Annotated in this window: 21 protein-coding genes; 15 read left to right on the plus strand and 6 right to left on the minus strand. The window is 44.1% G+C overall.

Annotated features, from left to right (window positions below; genetic code table 11):
* Positions 1-120: 120 nt before the first annotated feature.
* Positions 121-1,110, minus strand: coding sequence for a DUF4003 family protein (locus ACFORK_RS22870; protein WP_379203380.1), 990 nt, complete (start codon positions 1,108-1,110; stop codon positions 121-123).
* 230 nt (positions 1,111-1,340) lie between these two features.
* On the opposite strand from ACFORK_RS22870, the gene ACFORK_RS22875 reads away from it, so the two are divergent.
* Positions 1,341-2,717: a hypothetical protein gene (locus tag ACFORK_RS22875; RefSeq protein ID WP_379203382.1), complete on the plus strand. Its 1,377-nt coding sequence runs from the start codon at positions 1,341-1,343 to the stop codon at positions 2,715-2,717.
* 360 nt (positions 2,718-3,077) lie between these two features.
* Here the strand turns inward: ACFORK_RS22875 and ACFORK_RS22880 are convergent, their stop codons facing one another.
* Positions 3,078-4,274: a DUF5780 domain-containing protein gene (locus tag ACFORK_RS22880; protein ID WP_379203384.1), complete on the minus strand. Its 1,197-nt coding sequence runs from the start codon at positions 4,272-4,274 to the stop codon at positions 3,078-3,080.
* Between the two features lie 393 nt (positions 4,275-4,667).
* On the opposite strand from ACFORK_RS22880, the gene ACFORK_RS22885 reads away from it, so the two are divergent.
* On the plus strand, positions 4,668-5,012 hold the full coding sequence (locus ACFORK_RS22885; protein WP_379203386.1) for a YojF family protein: 345 nt from the start codon (positions 4,668-4,670) through the stop codon (positions 5,010-5,012).
* A gap of 23 nt (positions 5,013-5,035) precedes the next feature.
* The gene (bshB2, locus tag ACFORK_RS22890) at positions 5,036-5,707 is read left to right on the plus strand and encodes a bacillithiol biosynthesis deacetylase BshB2 (protein ID WP_379203543.1); all 672 of its coding nucleotides are present in this window, start codon (positions 5,036-5,038) and stop codon (positions 5,705-5,707) included.
* A gap of 96 nt (positions 5,708-5,803) precedes the next feature.
* Here bshB2 and ACFORK_RS22895 read toward each other — a convergent pair whose 3' ends face one another.
* On the minus strand, positions 5,804-6,226 hold the full coding sequence (locus ACFORK_RS22895; protein ID WP_379203388.1) for an Lrp/AsnC family transcriptional regulator: 423 nt from the start codon (positions 6,224-6,226) through the stop codon (positions 5,804-5,806).
* A 215-nt stretch (positions 6,227-6,441) separates the two neighbouring features.
* Here ACFORK_RS22895 and ACFORK_RS22900 point away from each other — a divergent pair, with 215 nt between their 5' ends.
* The 11 genes from ACFORK_RS22900 (at position 6,442) to ACFORK_RS22950 (ending at position 17,810) form a co-directional block, all read left to right on the plus strand.
* Positions 6,442-7,074: an ABC transporter permease gene (locus ACFORK_RS22900; RefSeq protein ID WP_379203390.1), complete on the plus strand. Its 633-nt coding sequence runs from the start codon at positions 6,442-6,444 to the stop codon at positions 7,072-7,074.
* Positions 7,075-7,094: 20 nt separating this feature from the next.
* Positions 7,095-8,003, plus strand: coding sequence for a glycine betaine ABC transporter substrate-binding protein (locus ACFORK_RS22905; RefSeq protein ID WP_379203392.1), 909 nt, complete (start codon positions 7,095-7,097; stop codon positions 8,001-8,003).
* Positions 8,004-8,014: 11 nt separating this feature from the next.
* Positions 8,015-8,977 carry an ABC transporter ATP-binding protein gene (locus ACFORK_RS22910; RefSeq protein WP_379203394.1) on the plus strand — a complete coding sequence of 321 codons (963 nt, stop codon included), beginning with the start codon at positions 8,015-8,017 and terminating at the stop codon, positions 8,975-8,977.
* Positions 8,978-9,001: 24 nt separating this feature from the next.
* Positions 9,002-9,637 carry an ABC transporter permease gene (locus ACFORK_RS22915; protein ID WP_379203396.1) on the plus strand — a complete coding sequence of 212 codons (636 nt, stop codon included), beginning with the start codon at positions 9,002-9,004 and terminating at the stop codon, positions 9,635-9,637.
* A 73-nt stretch (positions 9,638-9,710) separates the two neighbouring features.
* Positions 9,711-11,045: an LLM class flavin-dependent oxidoreductase gene (locus ACFORK_RS22920; protein ID WP_379203398.1), complete on the plus strand. Its 1,335-nt coding sequence runs from the start codon at positions 9,711-9,713 to the stop codon at positions 11,043-11,045.
* A gap of 576 nt (positions 11,046-11,621) precedes the next feature.
* Positions 11,622-12,431 (plus strand): DUF427 domain-containing protein, encoded by an 810-nt coding sequence (locus tag ACFORK_RS22925; RefSeq protein WP_379203400.1) that lies wholly within the window; start codon positions 11,622-11,624, stop codon positions 12,429-12,431.
* 398 nt (positions 12,432-12,829) lie between these two features.
* Positions 12,830-13,594 carry an ABC transporter ATP-binding protein gene (locus tag ACFORK_RS22930; protein WP_379203402.1) on the plus strand — a complete coding sequence of 255 codons (765 nt, stop codon included), beginning with the start codon at positions 12,830-12,832 and terminating at the stop codon, positions 13,592-13,594.
* Between the two features lie 70 nt (positions 13,595-13,664).
* Entirely contained in the window at positions 13,665-14,264 is a 600-nt protein-coding gene (locus tag ACFORK_RS22935; protein WP_379203404.1) for an ABC transporter permease, read from the plus strand.
* 108 nt (positions 14,265-14,372) lie between these two features.
* On the plus strand, positions 14,373-15,731 hold the full coding sequence (locus ACFORK_RS22940) for an LLM class flavin-dependent oxidoreductase (protein WP_379203406.1): 1,359 nt from the start codon (positions 14,373-14,375) through the stop codon (positions 15,729-15,731).
* Positions 15,732-16,033: 302 nt separating this feature from the next.
* The gene (locus ACFORK_RS22945) at positions 16,034-16,861 is read left to right on the plus strand and encodes a DUF427 domain-containing protein (protein WP_379203408.1); all 828 of its coding nucleotides are present in this window, start codon (positions 16,034-16,036) and stop codon (positions 16,859-16,861) included.
* A 37-nt stretch (positions 16,862-16,898) separates the two neighbouring features.
* Positions 16,899-17,810: a DMT family transporter gene (locus tag ACFORK_RS22950; RefSeq protein WP_379203410.1), complete on the plus strand. Its 912-nt coding sequence runs from the start codon at positions 16,899-16,901 to the stop codon at positions 17,808-17,810.
* Between the two features lie 131 nt (positions 17,811-17,941).
* On the opposite strand, the gene ACFORK_RS22955 is transcribed toward ACFORK_RS22950, so the two are convergent.
* The 3 genes from ACFORK_RS22955 to ACFORK_RS22965 all read right to left on the minus strand — a co-directional run bounded on the left by ACFORK_RS22955 (position 17,942) and on the right by ACFORK_RS22965 (position 20,927).
* Positions 17,942-18,394 carry a hypothetical protein gene (locus tag ACFORK_RS22955; protein WP_379203412.1) on the minus strand — a complete coding sequence of 151 codons (453 nt, stop codon included), beginning with the start codon at positions 18,392-18,394 and terminating at the stop codon, positions 17,942-17,944.
* A 186-nt stretch (positions 18,395-18,580) separates the two neighbouring features.
* The gene (locus ACFORK_RS22960) at positions 18,581-19,654 is read right to left on the minus strand and encodes a substrate-binding domain-containing protein (RefSeq protein ID WP_379203414.1); all 1,074 of its coding nucleotides are present in this window, start codon (positions 19,652-19,654) and stop codon (positions 18,581-18,583) included.
* 331 nt (positions 19,655-19,985) lie between these two features.
* Complete coding sequence (locus tag ACFORK_RS22965) at positions 19,986-20,927, minus strand: MTP-1 family protein (protein WP_379203416.1); 942 nt, start codon at positions 20,925-20,927, stop codon at positions 19,986-19,988.
* Positions 20,928-21,064: 137 nt separating this feature from the next.
* On the opposite strand from ACFORK_RS22965, the gene ACFORK_RS22970 reads away from it, so the two are divergent.
* Positions 21,065-21,913: a helix-turn-helix domain-containing protein gene (locus ACFORK_RS22970; protein WP_379203418.1), complete on the plus strand. Its 849-nt coding sequence runs from the start codon at positions 21,065-21,067 to the stop codon at positions 21,911-21,913.
* Positions 21,914-22,129: the final 216 nt, after the last annotated feature.

Raw genomic sequence — 22,129 nt, forward strand, 5'->3', positions numbered from 1 at the left:
TCACCTGTTTCTGATTGTTCTCTCACCCTTGCCTGAAAAGAGTGGATAAATCAAAGTGATTATAACATTATCAAACGCCCAAGTATCGATTACGGAAATATTTTTCTTGTGACAATTAATTTAATCTGAAGAGGAGGATATAGCGACAGCCGATGCAGCCGTAGCCCCGGCAATAGCAGCCTGTTGTGCGATCACAATATTAGTGATGCTGGTGGAGAGCGTTGTAGTTACAATACCGTGTCTAACATCATCTACATATTTGAAGGCTACCAGCGCAGCTGACAGCAGCAGCAATTCCTGCTTGCCGATGGACCAGCTGCCGAGGCCCTTTTGGGTACGTAAAAATTCGTAGGTCTCTGAGACGTCGGTAACAATGTCCTCTTTGTTACAGGGGAGCAAAGACAGCACGCCAAGCGAGGAAAGGGTATATTCCTTGTCCAGACGGATACCCTGTGACCGGAATTCATCGCGTAAAGCAAGCACGCGGGCTGCCGCCTCTGGGGCTTCTCCCCCAAGAATCAGTACCTGTGTCAGGGCTTGCACACTGTTCCCCGATCTAAACTCAGGCTTAAGCGCAGTATAGAGTTGCTCCATGCGATCGATACCTTTTTCAATGTCGATATCGGAAAGGCCGAGCATGGCAGCAAAAATATAATCGTCCTGTCCAGTAAGAAAACGGTGCTTGGCTTTCATACTGTCGTAAAACAGCTTTGCCCGTTCTACCGTACGGGAATATTGATCTGATGTCGTATGAGCGGCGATCTGATAGGCTGATATAACGAGATAATCAGAGGCTCTGAATTTAACTTCCTTCATTAAATCATACACGGTCAGGGTGTTTGCGAGCTGTTGTTCTTGTGCAGCAGAAAGAGAGAGCAGGGCAGCAATGCTGATGACCGAGTTACCCCTAAATGAAGAGAACCGACCAGTGTTCTCCTTTATAAGCTCATAGCTCGCGCGAATCGCTTCCTCATCTGCAATTTTGTTCTCTGCCGTGTATAGTAAGGCCGCCAAACGGTTAACCATTACATTTTGCCAGGCAAATGCCTTTTTCATCTTCAGCGCGTTTTCTGCGAACAATTCAAGCTTTGCTGTGTACTGTTCCTTCATTAGATACACTCCTCACCTGTGCTGTGTTTTATTATTTCATACATACTCCCAAGATTAGTTAATGTATATTCATTTTAACAGATCATTTTACATTTTTATCTTTTGTCTTACGCTATGAAATCGATAGAAATGATTTACAAAAAAAATGCAAGCGACTATTATAATTCTATATGTATTAATTTCCTTTTTTATCTATTGTGCGGGGTCAGAGCAGACAAATGGAGGTTTAAATGAAGAAGTATGACAAAATCATATCCATCATTTTCGTACTGATTATGACGGGTACGGGTATTTTCTGGGCCTATTCAAACCAGACTTGGACAGTGCTGGGCACTATAGCCACAGCGACCTGTTTCGCACTATTCGTGTTATTAGGCCTACGCACGATACCTGTTTTGACAGAGTATATTCTGACCAGTAAGCAACCAGAAGAGATGCAGAGTAATAGAACGGACCGCGGGAGTAGGCGGGCATGGCTGAACATTATTAGCTGGATGGTGCTAAGTCGTGTTCTCCTTCTGATCATTGGTTATGCTTTTCTGATCATACAGAATGGTTATTCTGGTGGTCTCTTCAGTAAAATGATGGAGACATGGCACATATCGGGGATCGATGCTTCTTCTTATCTTGGTATTGCGGAGAACTGGTATGTGACAGAGGGAGATGCTAAATATCACCTTGTGTTCTTCCCCTTTTTACCGAATTTAATTAAAGTAGTTGAGATATTTACGGGTAGTTATGTTGCGGCAGGGTTTGTTGTTTCTATCCTTAGTTCGATCGTTGCGGCTCTGTTCGCTTATGAGCTTGCTAGACTGGATATGTCGCGGAGAAATGCTATGCGAGTGGTGAAGTATATTTTTATATTTCCTGCGGCGTTCTTTTTCCTCCTCCCTATGACGGAATCACTATTTTTGGCACTTTCTCTGATGTGTATCTATTTTGTGCGTAAAAAGAATTGGCTCATAGGATGCTTGTTCGGTGCACTGGCAGCTTATACGCGTTCCCCAGGAATACTTCTGGCTGTACCGGTCGCTATTGAATTTATACGGGAGCTGCGGGACACCTATAAAGGAGTACATAGAAGGACATTTATAAGCAAATTGGTTTATGCCTTTGTTGGCCTTTTCACTATATCGCTGGGGCTGCTGGCCTACCTTTATATTAATTATGATGTTACAGGCAACGCGTTTCAGTATAGTATCTATCAAAAAGAGCATTGGTTCCAAAAGCTCTATTTCTTTTTCGATACTGTAAGATATCAGATGGAGTATGCTGTTGGTACTTTTCTTGAGGGAGATAGCCGTAATTTTCTTGGATTATGGTTACCCAATTTGCTGACGATATTCTCCGCTCTGATCGTTATCTGTATGGCTGCGAAGAAGCTGAATCCTGCATATACAGCATATTTCATCGTGTATTTCGCGTTTGTAGTTGCTCCTACCTGGCTGTTGTCCGCCCCACGTTACTTTATCGTTGTGTTTCCTCTGGCTTTTGCAGCGGTGGCGCTCACAGAAGAGAAGTCTAAGGATGCTGCACTTACCGCAGTATCTGTTATGGGCGGTTTGTTATATCTCGCATTATTTGTGGCGGGTTATCCTATATATTGATAGGTCGCTTTGTGTTTTCTGGGAGCGTTCATTATGCGTGTAAAAAAAAATGCGTTGGCAGCCTCGCCAACGCATTTTTTTTATATAGATTGAACTGGAAAATAAAAGAGGAGAAAGGATTGAAGGGGAAGTTTGGGGCTGTAGGAGCGGTAGCGACCGCCTTTGTCTCCGGATTTCAACCGCGAACAGGGTACAAATAAAAGAAATCTGGAGACAACAGCGGCCGAAAGGCCAAACATTTCCCGTAATGACGTTCTTACTCCGTATAAAGGTCTTAGGATCAATTTATATAGTATGAGTGGGACGTGATTTCTAGGGCAAGTGTTTGCTAGCTTGGAGAGACTTCTATGCAATCCATAGTTATTGTTTTAAGGGCTTTTCCTGATGCTCCTCAAGCCAATACGGATAATACTCGTTCTCCCATGTTGTACCGTCATAGTATTCTACAGTTTTTACACAGGCAAGCACAGTTTTTATACCATGTGAGCTATCGAGGCCCCAGCCTTTTTCTGAACCGAATGTGGCTTTTGGTACAATATTTACATCTTGAGCGATTCCTACAAATTCTAAGGAAGTATCTCCATATTCTCGTTTAATCTTTATAGGAAGCCCGTTATTATCAAAACCCAACATAGATACGTCCATGTTTTTAACAACTTTATCGGTGTTATTACGTGTTATAACTTGAATCATATCAGGATATAGGGATTTGTAAGTATCATCTTGAACGATTATAGCGGCTTTCTCTACAGTTACCTCTTGATTTTTTTTGGCTTGTTCCATTTTCTCTTTGCGTTGGAGAGCTAGTTTTTCTTCATTTTGTTTTTCATAAACTGCTTTTTTAGCCAACAAATCAGAATCAGTAGACATGATGGATAATCCTTCATCAATAACTTTGATAGCTTCATCATATTTGTGATCTGTTGAAAGTTTCTGAGCATCATCCAGAATAGATGTTTTATAGACAGCAAAAGCATTTTTAATTAGGGTTTGGGCATTCGAATAGTTAGCTTGGTCAACCTCGTTGACCTTCTTTAATTCAGTTAGAGCATTTTTCACATCATTATTACTCAGGAGTTCTGCTCCGGTCTTAAAGGCAGTTCTTGAATCATTCAATTTATCTATATCCGATTGAGCTATTCTCACTTCCGAATCCAAAAGGCTAGTTTTCTTAATTATTTCTAGTTGGTTTGAAGCAGTGCTATGATCGATCGTTTCGTCAGTGTATTCTTTTTTAATTTGTTCTAAGCTGGTTTGAAGATATGTTTTGATTTCTGATTCCTTTTCTAAATCGCCTTTGATTTTGTTCTCATAAATTTCTATGGCATTTCCAAATTTATTATCTTTAATAGCATTTTTGAATGCATGTACGGGTCGGTTATTTAGGATTAAAAATATCGAGGTAATTACGATTATGACTCCGATAATACTACTGATTAGAATCCAATTTTTTTTGTTTTTTTTCCTTTCAGAAACCCTACTCGTAGTCTGAGTTCCACAATTTTCGCAGAATAGGCTATCCTGGGGCAATTCAGTGTTACACGTTCTACAAAGCATGTTCATTCCCCTTTTATTGTACTTACCTGCTTAATTACCTATTCAATATTTTAGTGAATGATGTCGGATTAGGTCTTAAGTTGTAGGCATATGATACCATTATACTTAAATAAGCAAATTCCTCCAATTTATTTTTAAAGAATTCTATTAAAAAATAAGACACATATTGTCACGCTTTTGGTAGAAACCTAGTTAAAAGATTTATTGAAAACAGATATTGAATACCTATCCCTACTACTCAGAAACATCCATTGAATTACAAAGCATCGCAAGTTATACTTTGATGAGAAATAAGTCACACTTATATCATGTAGGTCCGTTCTGCAAAGATATGGATCTTATTTCTTATATGTACATTCAGCTATACATTCAGTCAGAGATGGAGGCGCAACATTGCAGCTAATCAATCAGTCAGAAATACAAAAACGAATCGACCGGCTTAAAGATCAGGATCTGTATATCCATCTTGAGATGACAATGGGGGCATATGCAGCTCACCTGGATAGCTCTAAGCATTCGGCGTCTACTTTTATCACCAATGCTGTCATTCAATATTCTCATGGGTCGATTTCAGGAGAAGGACCTTATCGGATAGGTCTGAAAATGTCGCAAGGTTGGGTGTACTCAGAAGGTTTAACTCACTACGAAGAGAGTGAGACGGATAGATTGATCATGGCAGGGCACGACAGTCAAGGCAAGCTTATCGTATCCTTACAATTAAGCCGGGAGCCTTTCTAATGCATGAGGAGATGAAGAATTCAGTGGAAAGACATATTCTTGTTATATTGCCACACCCGGACGACGAGGCCTTCGGTGTATCAGGTACCCTGGCGAAACATATACAGAGTGGAACTCAGGTAACATACGCGTGCCTGACACTAGGCGAAATGGGGCGGAATATGGGGATCCCACCGTTCGCCAATCGGGTGACCCTTCCAGAAATACGTAAGAAAGAACTCGAAGCTTCTTGTCAGGCCATTGGGATACAGGATCTAAGAATGCTTGGTTTCCATGACAAAATGATTGAATTTGAGGATCAAGCCTTGTTGGATAGTCAAATTGATGACCTTTTGAAAGAGCTGAACCCTTCGTTAATCATTACGTTCTACCCGGGTTACAGCGTTCATCCTGATCATGATGCCACAGGAGCCGCAGTAATCCGTACGGTTGAAAGACTACCTAAGGCAGAGAGACCTCCTGTACACTGTGTGGCCTTTTCCCGGAACGCGAAGCAAGCTATTGGCCAACCTAATGTAATAGTTGATGTTAAAGATTTTCTGAAGCCTAAAATGGCCTCCATTCAAGCGCATAAATCTCAATTCCAAGCCGCAGAGTTAGTAGGCAGCAAAGAATTGAATGATGAAGAGATTCAGCAGCGTTTTGGCACAGAGTACTTCTGGATTTATCCATTTGAAGGACCATTGTCATCATAAAAAAAAGTCCGAGCATACGAGCTCGGACTTTTTCTTATAGAGAGGCCTGGCAGAAATATCGCTGGGGCTCTTTTTTATAACTTCATTACGTTCCGCTCAGAAATTAAGATTGTGTTCAATTCTGGAGGAAAGAACGACCATGACTTGAAAATAGCCGAATTTATTGCAGCTGGCGGTGAAGGCCTCCAGTTTCTCAATGGATTCAGTCATGATTTTGACCAAATAATTATATTCGCCGCTTATGCGGTGCAGATCGACGACATCGGGCTGTGTCGCGCAATGCTCCGAGAATGCTTTACAATGCTGAGTCTGGACAAGCACATAGGATTGGGTCTTTTTCCCTAATTTATTAGGATTTAAATGTGCCCGGTAGCCGGAGATTGTCCCCTGTTCCTCGAGTTTACGTACTCGCCCCGTCACGGCCGGCTGTGTTAGCCCAACCTGCTTTCCCAGCTCAGTCATGGAGTATCGCGCATTTTCCTGCAGCAGCTTCAATATTTTAATATCTGTGTCGTCCATCGTCGATTCTCCCTTTCCATTCAATAAAGTCTGGGTTGCTTTGTTGTTAATTTATGCCACTGAATGAAGTGTTCAAATCAAATTATTTATAATACCTAAGTAAAATAGTAGAAATACTTTGTTTTTCATATGTGAATTTTAAACTCTATCACCTATAATGTCAATAAAAGTTGCCCTGACAGCGATGTGAAGCTTATGGAGGTGATGATCAGGAGATGATACATGAGATTATCCGCTACATTTCGGAGAATCAGGAACGTTTTTGGGAGGAGACGAAAGTTCATTTGGAACTAAGCTTCTCGGCATTTTTAATTGGAGTTGTGCTTTGTGTGCCCCTTGGAATCCTTTGTGCGAAGAAGGCCAGCTTTGCCGCTCCAATTATGAATCTTTTTAACACCCTGCGGGTCATTCCGAGCTTAGTGGTTCTGATCGTCATCATGCCTATTCTCGGTACCGGCTTCATGCCGTCGCTAGTTGCGCTGACTCTGCTGGCATGTCCGCCGATTCTAATTCATACCTATCTCGGTTTTCAAAATATAGAAGGCTCCATTCTTGAAGCGGCTTCAGGAATGGGAATGGGCCAGACGCGGATCATGAGGCGGATTGAGCTTCCTCTGGCACTGCCTTTGATCATTACGGGTGCAAAAACCTCGGCTGTGCAGGTTACCGCCAGTGCAACGTTGGCTGCATTTATCGGCGGAGGGGGTCTGGGGACTTTTATTGTTAACGGATTAGGTATTAATGATTTTGCAATCGTTCTGACGGGTGCCATTCCAATTACTATCTTGGCAGTTGGAATTGAAATTCTGTTATCTGCTGTGGAGAAATGGTCCTCATGGCAAAAATAATCAACGGAGGTTCTACTATAATGAAAAAACATTCTATCGTCATGCTAAGCCTTATCCTGCTATTGTCCCTGGTTGTGTCTGCATGCGGAAAGGCTAGCTCCGGTGCGGCCAGCAAAGGAACAATTAATGTCGGCTCTAAAAATTTCACGGAAGCCTTTATTTTATCGGAAGCTTATTCTCTTGCATTGGAGAACGCCGGCTATACCGTCAATCGCAAATTCAAGCTTGCCGGACTTCTTGCACATGAGACAATTGTGAAAGGCGATATTGATGTCTATCCAGAATATACGGGAACAGCGTTGCTTTCCATTTTGAAGCTGCCTAAGCAATCCGATCCGAAGGAAGTATACGATACTGTCTCCAAAAACTATAAAGAGAAGTTCAATCTCGTCTGGTTGGCCTCGACCCAAGCGAACAATTCTCAGGGACTGGTGGTCACGAAGGAAGTGTCCGACAAATACGGCCTCAAGACGCTATCTCAATTGGCAGAGCTGGCGCCGGAGCTAAGACTTGCTGCGGTAACTGGTTTTGAAGATCGCGAAGACGGCTTGAAGGGCCTGAAGCAGGCTTACGGCGGTTTTAAATTTAAATCCGTAAAGCTGTTCGACGCTGGGGTGAAATATCGGGCTCTGCATGATAATGAGGCGGATGTAACGGTAGCTTTTACAACAGATGCTGAGCTTACTAAGCCGAATCTGGTTCTGCTTCAGGATGATAAACAGTTCTGGCCTCCGTATTATGTAGCACCGGTTATTAAAGCGGATGTGCTGGAGAAAAACAAAGGCATCGACGACATTTTAAATGAAGTCTCAGCCAAGCTGGACACCGCGACGCTGCAAAAGCTTAACGCCGAAGTGGATATTAACAAACAGGAATATACAGATGTGGCGAAACAATTTTTACAACAAGCGGGTATCTTGAAAAAATAGGATGAGTACACATGAGCCGAGATGCAATTGTATTTGATCAGGTGACGAAAAGCTTTCCCAAGGCAGCCAAACCGGCGATCTATGAGACTAACGTGCGAATCGAGGAAGGGAGCTTTGTAACAATTCTAGGTGCATCGGGCTGCGGGAAAACGACGCTGCTCAAAATGATCAACCGAATTCACGAGCCATCCTCCGGAAAGGTTTTTGTAAAAGGGCAGGACATTACGAAGATACCCTTGAACGATCTCCGCATCCAAATCGGATATGTGATTCAGCAGATCGGATTATTCCCTCATATGACTATTGAGGAGAACATTGCGACCGTGCCGAAGATTTTAAAATGGTCTCCGAGGAAAATTCAGGAGCGTATTGATTATCTATTGGACCTGGTGCATTTACCCCAGTCTTTTAAGAAAAGATACCCGGCCCAATTATCCGGGGGACAGCAGCAGAGAGTCGGTCTTGCCCGCGCGATGGCGGGGGACCCGGTGATCATGCTGATGGATGAGCCCTTTGGTGCTATTGATGCAATTACCCGGGAGTCACTGCAGGATGAAATCATTCGAATTCAGAAGAAGCTGAATAAGACGATTTTATTCGTTACTCATGACGTACAAGAAGCGTTGAAGCTGGGAGACCGGGTTATGATTATGAACGATGGCGTCATTCAGCAATTTGATACGCCAATTGAAGTGTTGGTCCATCCGGCCAACGAGTTTGTCCAGAAGCTGGTCAAATCCGATAACCAATTCAATCAATTGGATTTGATCCTGGCTGCAGATGCCATGGTTTCTCTGGATACTTATCCCGATAAGAGCGACGCTGCGGCAGTAGAAAGGGTTCAAAGAGATTCCTCGCTCAAAGAAGTTCTGCTGCTGCTGCTGAAACCGAATGTGAACGCTGTCTGGGTAGTTAATGAACAGGAGACTCCAATGGGGCTGATTACTTGGGAGCAATTAAAGCTAAAAGCTTAAGAGACAAGGAAAGGGGGCTTTGACATGGATTATGCGATCAAGCATTACGATCAACTGCTGCTGCTAACATTACAGCATATTTATCTCACATTGGCCACACTAGCCATCGCGTTGCTGATCGCTCTTCCCGTCAGTATGCTGCTCGTGCGGGTTCAAGCCTTTACGATCCCGGTACTGGCTGCACTTGGCCTTGTCTATGTCATCCCAAGCATGGCGATGTTCGCTTTTCTTGTTCCGCTCTTTGGAGTTGGAATTACGCCTGCCCTGATCGCGTTAATCGCCTACAGTCAGCTGTTTCTTGTCCGTAATTTGCTTGCTGGCTTTAAGTCGATCAACCCCAGCATTATTGAAGCTGCAAAGGGGATGGGGCTCGGATCACTAGCTCGGTTCTGGCGCATTGAGCTGCCTCTCGCATTGCCCATTATTATCGGGGGGATCCGGCTGGCGATTACTACCACAATCGGGATTGCAACGATTGCTTCCTGGATCAATGCAGGCGGGCTAGGTGTCCTGTTGTTTGATGGTCTGTATCAGAATAATCCTGCAAAGATTATCTGGGGAGCATTGCTCGTATCCGGAATGGCTATTTCGAGCAATCAGCTGTTATTCCGTCTGGAACGAAAAGCGTTGTTACGGGCCAGAGGGGAATTCCCCCTCTAGCATCAATCATCCTGGGCATTCATAAGGGAAGCTACGCGATATATGACGTGGTGCACAATAAGGAGAATAAAGAATGAATAAACGGAGAGAACATCTGGCATTGGGCGTATTTCTGTTAGGTGCCGGCCATCATGCATCAGCTTGGCGGCATCAGGAGGCGAATGCGAGAGGCAATATTGATTTCCGCCATTTTGTAAAGCTGGCACAAACGGCGGAGAGAGGGAAGCTCGACATGGTTTTTATTGCTGACGCTTTGGCCGTGGGACGCAGCCGTTCGTCCATTGGACATAACCTGGGCGGCGCACTGGAGCCCTTTAGCTTATTGTCGGCTTTAGCCTCTGTCACTGACAAGATCGGTTTGGTCGCAACCTCCTCTACGACCTACAACGAGCCTTTTCATACAGCCCGCAAGCTTGCTACATTGGATCATATAAGCGAAGGCCGTGCTGGCTGGAACATCGTGACGACCGGCACCGAAGCCGAAGCTCATAATTTTGGGCGAGAAACGAATCTGGCCCATGATCTACGTTACGACCGTGCGGATGAGTTTGTTCATGTCGTTAAGAAGCTATGGGACAGCTGGGAGGATACGGCGCTAATTGCGGATCAGCGCTCAGGCGTCTACACGGATCTAGACCAGGTCCGTGAGATTGACCATAAGGGGAACTGGTTCACTGTCAAAGGGCCGCTGGATGTGCCGCGTTCTCCTCAAGGTTACCCTGTTCTTATACAAGCCGGCTCTTCGACTGCGGGTCAGGCTTTTGCCGCACGGACGGCTGAGGTGGTATTTACAGCACAGCAGACAATAGAGGATGCGAAGCAATTTTATACGAGCGTGAAGGGACAGATGGCTGCTTTCGGTCGTGCCGAGCATGAGCTGTTAATTATGCCCGGCATCTCGCCGATCCTTGGAGAAACGGAGCAATTAGCGAGAGAAAAGCAGCATGAGCTTGATGCCTTGGTGCTTCCGCATGTAGCGATAGCTCAATTATCCGGTTTGTTGAATTATAATCTAGCTTCATTCGATCTGGATGGTCCATTGCCTGATATTCCGCTACCTGAATCTTCAACCAGCGGGGTAATCAGTCGAATTAAGATGCTCATAGGCATAGCTGAGAAAGATAACTTGACTATTCGTGAATTGAGTCAGCGCGTCATTGGAGCACGTGGTCACAAAACCTTCGTAGGAACACCTGCACAATTGGCGGATATGATGGAGGAATGGTTTTTGCAGGGGGCCTGCGACGGCTTTAATCTGATGCCGCCTTTGTTGCCAAATGGACTGGAGGAATTCGTAGACAAAGTGGTGCCGGAGTTGCAAAAAAGGAATTTGCTGCGCACTCGTTATACTGGAGTAACGCTTCGCGACCACTTAGGGTTGAAGCGTCCTTTAAATTCTTATCTTTGATAAAATGAAATCGGAAACGGCATGGATAAGTGCCGTTTGTTTTTTTAGGCTTTAGCCAGTTGAGTTGAGTGCGAGAAACGCGCGAAACAAAAAAACCACCCGGGTGGCATGTGAACCGGATTATGCTACGCTGCAGATTCTAACTACTGCTTCACGGGGAAATTCGCCTGCGCCTACGTTTGAGCTTAAGAGGGGGAATAGCAGGAAAAGATACCGTTAATTGTTTCCTTACCCTTTATTTATCATGAATAAAGGGATTTTGTCCTGTTAAAAAGCTCTTTTATCCATAGGTTGGGCAGGAATGAGATAATTAACGGGGGTTTTTATAATGGCTTTCGTTATTTTAGATCCAGAAGCAGCAGCCGTTATGTTCGAAGTGTACAGTATCCTCCAGCTATAGGTGTATAATCTTTGAAAGCTCAAGCACCGGACATTTTTAACTCATTCTCGGGCTTTTTAAATTCTTATTGGAAAAGTGGGATTTATATATTGAATATCTAAAATTAGCATGATATTATCTAATTGCAATAATTCATTACCTATATTTGATATTATTTTAGAAGGAGGAGAGTACACATGTCTAATAAGAAGAAATTGCAGTTTGATTCAAATCCAAGACGAGTAAGAGTGGAGTTTGAAGGGACAACGATTGCGGATAGCAAGAATGTGATCACGGTTCATGAGAGAGGGCATCTTCCGGTTTATTATTTTCCTGAAAGTGATGTTCGCAAGGATCTGTTCGTTGAATCGGAGCATCATTCCCATTGCCCATGGAAAGGTGCAGCATCATACTGGAGTATTCAGGTTGGGGATCGAATTGCAGAAAATGCAGTCTGGAGTTATCAGGATCCTATTCCAGAGAGTGAGCCCATCAAAGGATACATTTCATTCTATTGGAATCAAGTAGATGCCTGGTTCGAGGAAGATGAAGAAATCTTTGTTCACCCGCGTGATCCCTATAAGAGAGTAGATGCACTGCAGAGTTCTCGGCATATCCAGGTAGTGATTGATGGTGTAACGGTAGCAGATAGCAAACGTCCGATCATTGTGTTTGAGACAGGTGTTCCTGTTCGTTATTATTTACCGAAGGAAGATGTGAAGCAAGAGTTCCTGCAGGCAAGCGACTTGGAAACAAGATGCCCTTATAAAGGTAAGGCTTCTTATTGGTCCGCTGAAGTGAATGGTAACGTTCATGAGAATATTGTGTGGAGTTATCTTAATCCGATTCCCGAAATCCCTAAGATTAAGGAATATCTCTCCTTCTATAATGAACGTGTAGAGACTTATATTGACGGCGAGAAAGAAGGAGAGACTTCTTGGTATCGCTCTGCACTAGATTTTTTTAATGCCAATGAGATTAAACCGACGCTTGTTGAAAGTAATTAATTCTAATTCATTCATAGGAATAACTGTATAGTATACTCATATGGCTGACCTGTTCACAGGAGGTCTTTTTTTATGCCTTATAACATAAATCCTCCCCTGATCTGATCGAAATCCTTCCATTACTCAGAGCTAAATAGTACTATGAAAAAGAAAATTTAAATCCGATATGTTTACTTGTTTTTAATGATTGACAAAAAATTATACGTAATATAATATTGCATTAAAGTATTACATTACAGTATTGAATTATCGGATGTTAATAATATAAGAGGCTAACCTGACAAACGGAGGTCTCATTTCCCTTGCAATTATAAGTGGGAGATGTGATCTTTTTTTATACCTAAAAACCAACTAAATAAATGTAATAAGTTGGTTTATATTTTAGAAAAGGAAGAGTGATGGATATGGGGGCTGGCGTAGCCGCAGTAGAGTTCAAGCAAGTGACCAAAAACTATGGTTCAGGCAATGTGTTGGAGAATTTTGATCTAACCATACCTAGTGGTCAAATCGTTACGATTATCGGACCGTCAGGTTGCGGGAAGACAACCCTGCTTAAAATGATCAATCGACTGATTGAGCCGGAATCTGGCTCTGTGTTGGTAGAAGGTCAGGAAGTCAGCACGCTTAATCCGGTGGAGCTGCGGCGGAATATTGGTTATGTCATTCAACAGATCGGACTATTTCCGCATATGACCATTGAACAGAATATCTCTATCGTTCCAAGGCTTAAGGGTGAGAAGAAGAAGGATTTGGTTCATCGCACAGAAGAACTTCTGCAACTGATTGGTCTTGATCCGAAGCAATTTCGCAGCCGTTACCCACATGAGCTAAGTGGTGGACAACAACAGCGCATCGGTGTAGCACGTGCACTTGCTTCTAACCCTTCTATTATTCTCATGGATGAACCTTTCAGCGCATTAGACCCTATTAGCCGAGTACAGCTACAGAAGGAGCTTATTAAGCTGAATGAGAAAGTGCAGAAGACGATTGTGTTTGTAACGCATGATATCGATGAGGCACTTAAAATCGCTGACCAGGTCATTCTGCTGAAGGATGGTTTTATTGTTCAGACTGGAACGCCTGCGAATCTACTTGAGGAACCCGCTTCTGACTTCGTTCGTGAATTTCTCGGGGCAGAGCGGTTTGAACAATATTCAATTTGATCTTGATTATGAATGAAGGGCGTGGTTATGGGTGGATCAATTTTGGAATACCTTGCTAGCAGATTGGCCTATGATTTTGCAAAAGACAGGAGAGCACTTCAATCTGTCACTGATCTCGGTTGTGATTGCTTGCTTGATTGCAGTACCGACTGGAATTATTCTTACTGCCTATAAACGTGTAGCGAACGCGGTCATAACAACGGTATCTGTGATTCAAACCATTCCCAGTCTTGCGTTATTCGGATTTATGATCCCATTTCTGGGTATTGGAACAAAGCCTGCGATTATCGCGTTAACGCTGTATGCGTTACTTCCGATTCTTCAGAACACCTATGTAGGTATTGGAGGGGTGAATCAGGCCTTAATTGAAGCCGGCACGGGGATGGGAATGACCAGATGGCAGATTCTGTGGATGGTTCAACTTCCCATTGCGCGTAGCGTTATTATGGCCGGTGTAAGGCTAGTTGCGGTGCAGACGATCAGTATGGCTACTATTGCTACTTATATTGCTGCTGGAGGACTAGGCGATATTATTACCAGAGGGATCGCGATGATCAATACGGTAACTATTATGGAAGGTGCAATCCCAGTATCGTTACTCGTTATTATTGTTAATTTATTGTTGCTTGGATTGAATAAGTTGCTTACGCCAAAAGGCCTGCGTCAGTAAATCAGAAATTAAGGCAAACCAAGAGAGTGAGCGAATCTTGAATAGGCTCCTTAGAAACTTATGACATCGTGAAAGAGAAACTCAAAGCATAAAGGATGGTGTGTAGAGATGAGTAATAACAAACGACAAATGGCGCTGGGAGCTATGATGTTCTTTCCAGCAGGTGAGCATATCTCCAGTTGGAGACATCCAGAATCGGATGCGGCTGCTCTGCTTGATTTTAATTACTACAAGCATATTGTTCAGACTGCTGAGCGTGGGAAATTTGATATGTTCTTCTATGCAGATGAATTATATGTCTGGGACAGATTTCAGTCAGGGATTAGCGCGGCAAACAGCATTCGTCCAGAGCCATTCACCCTATTATCTGCGCTATCCGCGGTCACAGAGCGAATTGGTCTTGCAGCTACCGTATCCACGACGTATAACGAGCCGTATCATATTGCCCGAAAGTTAGCCACACTGGATTATTTAAGCAATGGACGTTCGGGATGGAATATTGTTACTTCGACGGCTGATGAAGAAGCCCGGAACTTTGGTAAAGATAAGCACTTGGAGCATGAGAACCGTTATGGAAGAGCTGGCGAGTTCGTCGATGTGACCCAGGGGCTGTGGGACAGTTGGGAAGATGATGCCATTGTGCTGGATAAGGCGTCAGGCATTTTTGCAGATAAAGATAAGCTTCATAATCTGAATTATAAGAGTGACGAGTTTCAAGTTCGGGGTCCGTTGAATGTATCCCGACCTCCGCAAGGGTATCCTGTATTGATTCAAGCAGGGGCTTCGGAAGCAGGCAAGGAACTGGCAGCTGCATCGGCAGAAGTTGTATTTGCACCTGGTACAGCCTTCGGACCCTTTGGAACCGTTGAAGAGGGAATTGAGCTTTATGAGGATATCAAATCAAGACTAGCTAAATACGGTAGATCACGTGATGATCTGAAGATTCTGCCGGGCTTTATGCCTGTTATCGGACGGACAGAGGAAGAAGCGGCTGAGCGGTTGGCAATTGTGGAGGATCTCACGCCTGAGAAGCTGGGACTGGATCTGCTCTCTCATTACTTGGGGCATGATGTATCACAGTATCCACTTGATGAGCCATTGCCGTTCACACCAAAGCTGGAGGGCTTCAATCAGAGCAAGAGCAGTCTGGCCAAAATCATTCAATTGCTGGAGCGGGAGACCCTGACTATTCGCCAGCTCTATAAACGTCTAAACTCACGCGGAATAGCCGGAACACCTACGCAAATTGCTGACCAGATGGAAGAATGGTTTGTTCGCGGCGCAGCGGATGGTTTTAATGTGATGTTCCCGCATTTGCCTGGCGGACTGGATGACTTTGTGAACTTGGTTGTCCCTGAATTGCAGCGGCGCGGGATCTTCCGCGAGGATTATGAAGGAACGACCCTTCGTGATCATTTGGGACTGCGTCGCCCTGCTAATCGTTATAGTGTGATCACTGCACGTTAATCTAGTATATAAAAGATTAACAAAAGAGAGTAACAAAAAGCGAGAAGGAACGAAGGGGGAAGTTTGGAACTGTAGGAGCGCAGCGTTCGCCTGAAAGCTTTCCGAAGGAAAGCTCGCATCGGAAGCACAAGCTGTTCCCAGATTTCAACCGCTAAAGGCGGTTTATAAAGAAGAAATCTGGCGACAACAGCGACCGGAAGTCCAAACATTCCACCGCAGTGACGACCAAGCTTTAAGTTGAAATCTTATGTTTATCTTATTTAGAAGACAATATTATACGAATAGATGGGAGATGAATTAGGATGACACATTATGACCCGCAATGGAATCTAAATGATGAATTTGATGGGGATTGGCAGATTCGAGCTGAAGTGAGTCCGAAATGGATTCGTGTAAAAATAGGCGAGACATTCGTGGCCGATAGCAAACGTGTGCTGATCGTTACGGAGACCGGCAAGCTGCCGGTGTACTATTTTCCCAAGGAGGATGTTCGGACCGAGTTCCTTCAAGAATCCTCTCATCGTAGAGAAGATCTACACAAAGGGGAAGCCGTCTATTGGAATATTGGAGTCGAGGATACGCTTGTAGAGAATGCTGTCTGGAGTCATCTGAGTCCGCCCGGGCCCAGTGCGATTATTGCAGGATACATTACGTTTATCTGGAAAAATAAAGAGATTAGATGGTTTGAAGAAGAGGAAGAGGTCATTAACCATGCCCGTGATCCTTATTCGAGACTGGATGCCATTCCTAGCTCCAGACATATAAAAGTAATCGTAGGCGGAAAGGTTGTTGCAGACAGTGATGATCCGGTTATCCTGTTTGAGACAGGATTGACGCCACGCTTTTATTTGCCAAAAGAGGATATTAACTTTGATTATCTAGTGCCAACAGATACAGTGACAACCTGCCCTTATAAAGGAGAGGCTACGTATCATTCGTTCAATAGTGACGGAGTGATTGCTGAGAATGTGTTGTGGAGCTATCAGAAGCCACTGCCCGAGGTTCATGAAATAGCGGGTAGATATAGTTTTTATAATGAAGAAGTTGAGGCGATCTACATTGATGGAGAGAAATGGTCCCTGCAGGAGAAAGACCGTCTGCCTTATAAATCAATCGCTCATAAGCAATGATATGTGCTTCTTCAGTTAATGTAGGGGAGTGCAGGTAATGTCGAGTTATAGATCGGCTATTGTTGGACTTATAGGGGCAACTCTGTGTTGGGGAATAAGCTATATCATGAGTGCGTATCTGATAAATTTTTTCTCTTCTTCATTTCTATCCTTTATACGCATGACTTTGACATGGCTGATTGTCCTATTGTTGCTGTATCGCGTGGGAAAATTAAGATGGCCAACCCGGCGGGAATGGTTGCTTTTGACGGCTAGTTCGTTGTTTGGCACTTTGGTTCAACAGCCACTCTATTTTTCAGGTCTCAAGCTGTCCTCAGCAGCCAACGCTTCCTTAATCTATGCAGTAGCACCATTGGTAGCCATCTTCATGGAGCGTCTATTCTATAAGGTATCGTTGACTGCGGGGAAGCTGGTTGGAGGCCTGCTTGGTGTAGTCGGTGTCGTTATTATTATCAGTTTTGGTGGAGGAAAGTTCAGTCTATCGTTAGGTGATTTGTATTTGGTACTGGCGATGCTGGGGATGACGATCGGTATGATGTTCACGCCACTGCTGGTAAAGACGATGTCACTATCAGCTATTAATATTATTTCTGGTGGCTTAGGCGCTATTCTGATATCGCCTATGGTAGCCATAGAGTCGTATAATGGTGGTTTGATAGCAACAAATGATGTTTATATCTGGTTAATGCTACTTCCGTTAGCCTTGATTACAGCAACCTCGGGGATATGGTGGACAAGGGGCGTAGCGGTCACAGGGCCTGGGACAGCTTCCATGTTCATGAACATCCCACCGTTTATCTCGCTGATCCTAGGGCATTTTTTGTTAGGAGATGAGATATACGTCAGTCAATTGCTTGGTGGAGCCCTGATTCTCATTGGAGTATTCATCTCTAATCGCAATGCTTCCAAAAATGTTACGCAGGTGAATGAGCCAACGACTACAACTTAAACTACGATTGAAGCTACAACATAAAGGAATCGAAATCCCTTCCTAAGTATCTTGCTAAGGAAGGGATTTTTGTTTGGAATGATTATATGGTGGGTGATATCGCTATGTCGCTAGTACGACTCATCATTAATTTATAACTTCAAATAATTCGAGCTTGTGATCACTATGTGCGCAATTCCAAAAATTACGGATGGAATCAGAACGACATAGTTCTTCATCCAAAGCCCGACAAAGAAGAAGTACAAAGGCGGCATGGCTGCAATCCCGATAATGAGTAACCACGGAGCAACCACCCCGTTGTAGTATAGGACCCATGCGATATAGTAGCCGATCAAAAACAGCAGCGCTAATCCGAGATAGATTGCACTATTTCTCTCGCTGCTTTTGTTTATCAGCAAGATCAATAGAGCAACAGTCATAATCCCAAAGACTTGTTCTGTTATGTTCAATATTGGATAGACAGAACTGTTCTTCGTAAGCACATTGTTGGCAGGCGGTGACAGCATCCATACAATATTGGGGAGTAGCTGTAATGCGTATAATAAAAGGCCTGTTAAAGAAAATCCGAGCACATAATTCTTCATCCTTTTCCCACCTTCATATTTTATAAAAGCGCTGGAAGTAGGAGTCGATAGTTGATGAGATTTTAGCATGAAACGCAAAAGAAGACGTTCCAAAATCGCACATTGGAGCGTCTTTTTTGTGATTTAGCACAGTGCTGTTCGATATTCGTGTAACTCGGATTTTCATAGTTTCTTCAGACGTTAACCTTAAACGGGCTTGACGGAGTCACGTATGACCAAACTTGTAGGCAACATGACTTTCTTATTACCGTAAGACGAGCCTTCGGCAATCTTGAACAACAAATCTGCACTCTCATAGCCGAGGACATCGAAATATTGCTTCACTGTGCTCAAGGCGACCTTGGCGAACTTGGCGCTCTCGAAATCGTCAAAGCCCATTAGTGATAATTGGTCGGGGATACGAATGCCAAGCGCGGTCAGCTGTTCGAGCGCTTCGAGGGCTCGTTTGTCGTTCGCGCAGAACAGCGCGGTCACCTCTCCGTTGTGTACAAGGCGTGCAAGCGCAGCATAATCCAATTTCTTCTCCAGGAACAAGAGCGAATCCTGTATTGGCACGGATGAATTCGACATGGCGTTGCAATAACCGTTGTATCTGTCGACCTCCGGACTTAGGTGGTAGTCGTAAGCTGCAAATGCGATCTTTCGATGACCTTGCTTTATCAAGTATTCTACGGCTTCATAGGCTCCGTCATGGTTGTTACACGTAACGACATTGACCGGATATCCGGAAGGGGAACGATCGAGCATGACGAATGGAATCGATTTACTGCGAATCTCCCCGAGATAGCTCTTTGCAGCGTCAGGATCAGAGGAATAGATGAGTAATCCTCTTAGTTCACTTTGAATCAGCTTCAGAACGAGCTCGCGTTCCTGTTCGAAGTCGTTCTCCACGAATTCTACGATCAGCTTGCAGCCATGCTTGCCCAGAAAGGACTGTATGCCCCTCATGATTTGCATATACGAGCTATCGTACAGGTCGACACCGGAGATGACGAGGGCCACCAGATTTGAGGTCTTCTCTGAGACGGCTGCTTGGCTGGCGACAAAGCTTCCCCTTCCCCTCACGCGATAGATCACACCTTCATTCACCAGCTCTGACAGTGCTTTACGCACAGTGATGGAGCTGACATCCAGCAGCTTGGAAAATTCCGATTCGCTAGGAATCCGATCGTCTATTGTAAATTCCTGATTCTCGATCTGGGATAAGACATAGTCTTTTACCATCTGGTACTTTGGCAGAGCCAAGTCTTTCTTGCTCAAGTAGATCCACCTCGTTTCAACATTTCTTCAATTGTAGCGCATTTCGCTTTAAAAAGTATACGTACTTGCAGCGCATTTCGAAAAAAAATTTGTCGGATAGGTGGGTAATTTTCAGGAATTTAGCAGGAATGAAGCGAAAATATATAAAAACTTTGAATTTTATGAGAGTCTGTATTATTATGGAGTCAAATAAAGTATGTGTTTTAATTTGCTTATCATAATAACTTCAAGGAGGAGTACTGTGCAAAATGAAGGGTACTAACCCACGGCGTAATGTGACATAAAAATGAGCCGCTGGGATAACCCAGCAGCTCGATGTTTGGTATTTTATCTAGAAGGTTACAATGGCGCCTTCACTTTCGAACGGGTAGTCGATGACGATGCGCCCAGCTTCTGTATCGCCGATACCGCTGTACAGATTAACCTTGCCGTCAGTACGCATTTCAATGCCAGCGGTGAACGCACAGTCGGCCAGATGTGCCTTCTTGGCAGGGCCATCCGGATAACAAGGACGGGTGCCGATGATTTTCAAATCCGAGAATTGATTGGTTTGCGGATCGAGTACGAATGACATGTTCATATAGGTTGCTTGATCTCCTTGAGCGTAGCAGATATGGCCGATGACGCCGATCTTTCCGCTCTCGAGCAAGTATGCCTGGTTGCAGCCGCCCCACTCATCCTTACGGAACAGTCCATTGATATTCGGTGCGTTCTCAATGACTTCCGGAGACAGTTCGTCCAGGCTGTCAATGACTGTGAATCCCACTAAGGATTCGCTTCCATATTGCTTGCGTATTTCTTCGCCCCGTGGTCTTGAGAAGACGCCGATCTTGCCGTCTCGAAGCTCTACGAGCCGAATGTCCTTCATATAATCCGGACCGGTCGTGAAGTAGAAGAGATCATGAAGATCATGCCCTTTGTAGAAATAACCGTAGAACGTATCGAGCTGTTCTTGCTTAAAACGAACATGTGTCCCGCCTAATACGAGCTGTTTGTTGATCACGCTAATGTAAGGATCTTCAAGCTGATAAATCATCGTATCTGGCACAGCTGTCCACTCATCCGGGCCGCTTTGCTCGAACAGGCGAACCCAAGATCTCGCCCACTCATCGCGTTTTTCCACGCGTCCATAAATGTAGTGCTTGCCGTTCCATTCGAACGGAATGGAAGGGTTGTAGACGTCGAAGTCTTCGACTCCGCGGAAGACAAGCTTGGCGCTCTCATAAATGCGTTTGTTTACTTCGAATTGCTGACGCAGTTCCAATAAGTTCATTTGTGGTAAATCTCCTTTCAGGCTTCAGTAACAACTCTATCCTAATCAAAAGTCTTGCTCTAAATCTTGCTCCATTTTTGAATGCATTATGGTATTTTGACATCGAATTATTGTACAAAACTAGGGAGGGATTGTATATGTTGAAACTTCTTGCGGCGGACGGTATTGATTCTGAGATTCAGGCTCACTATCGACTGATCGCTTCGGTGCGCGATACGATCGGCATGCATACTCACGACTTTTTTGAGTTGTTTCTTATCCTGAAGGGTAGCGTTGTGCATATCATTAACGGCAAACGGCAGCTGTTGCAGGAAAATACACTCGTGTTCATAAGGGATCGGGACGTTCATTACTATGAACAGACGACGGAAAGCGATTGTCAGTTCATCAATTTATCGTTCAATCGGGAGGTCCTGGACGATCTGATTGCTTTTTTGGGAGAAGGGTTCCCAAGCGAAAAGCTGCTTGAGCCGGTCATGCCGCCGTCGACTGTACTGTCCAAAATGGAAAAGGAATATGTGCGGTACCGGCTGGACCAGATTAGTTTGATTCCGCAGGAGAAGAAGCTGGCTGTTAAGGCGGAGGTAAGAGCGATCTTGACAGATCTGTTCTCCCGGTACATCAAGGCTGAAGCCGATCCGATTGAACTAACCGGACAGCCTGAATGGTTTAAGGATCTATGCAGAGAGGCGAGGAAGAAAGAGCACTTCACGCGGGGGGCAGCTGCGCTTGTTGAGCTGTCGGACAAATCGCATGCTTACATATGCAGAATGTTTAGAAAGCATCTCAGGATATCCCCGACCCAGTACATTAACGAATTGAGAATGTCCTATGCCGAGAATTTGCTGCTAAATACGGATATGGAAATCGTGGAAATCAGCTTAGAGATCGGACTCGATAACGTCAGTTACTTCTACGATTTATTCAAGCGGAGACATAGCTTAACGCCTCATCGGTATCGCCAGTTCGGGATCGTTCGAAGATAGTATACTAATTATTTTAGAATTTTGTGTATTGACGGATTAAATAGTATGTGTTATTTTTTTGCCTAGCATAATAACTTTTAGACACCAAGAGCATCAGATTTGTCTGGAACAGTAGCCAGAAGCTATTGCGTATCCGACGAACGAAAAAAAATATACTTTGGAGACGGTGGTGAATGCGCTTACATATAATGCGAATCAAATAACCAGGTTCATGTG

This window comes from Paenibacillus sp. GCM10012306, from assembly GCF_042649265.1.
Lineage (GTDB): Bacteria > Bacillota > Bacilli > Paenibacillales > Paenibacillaceae > Paenibacillus_AQ.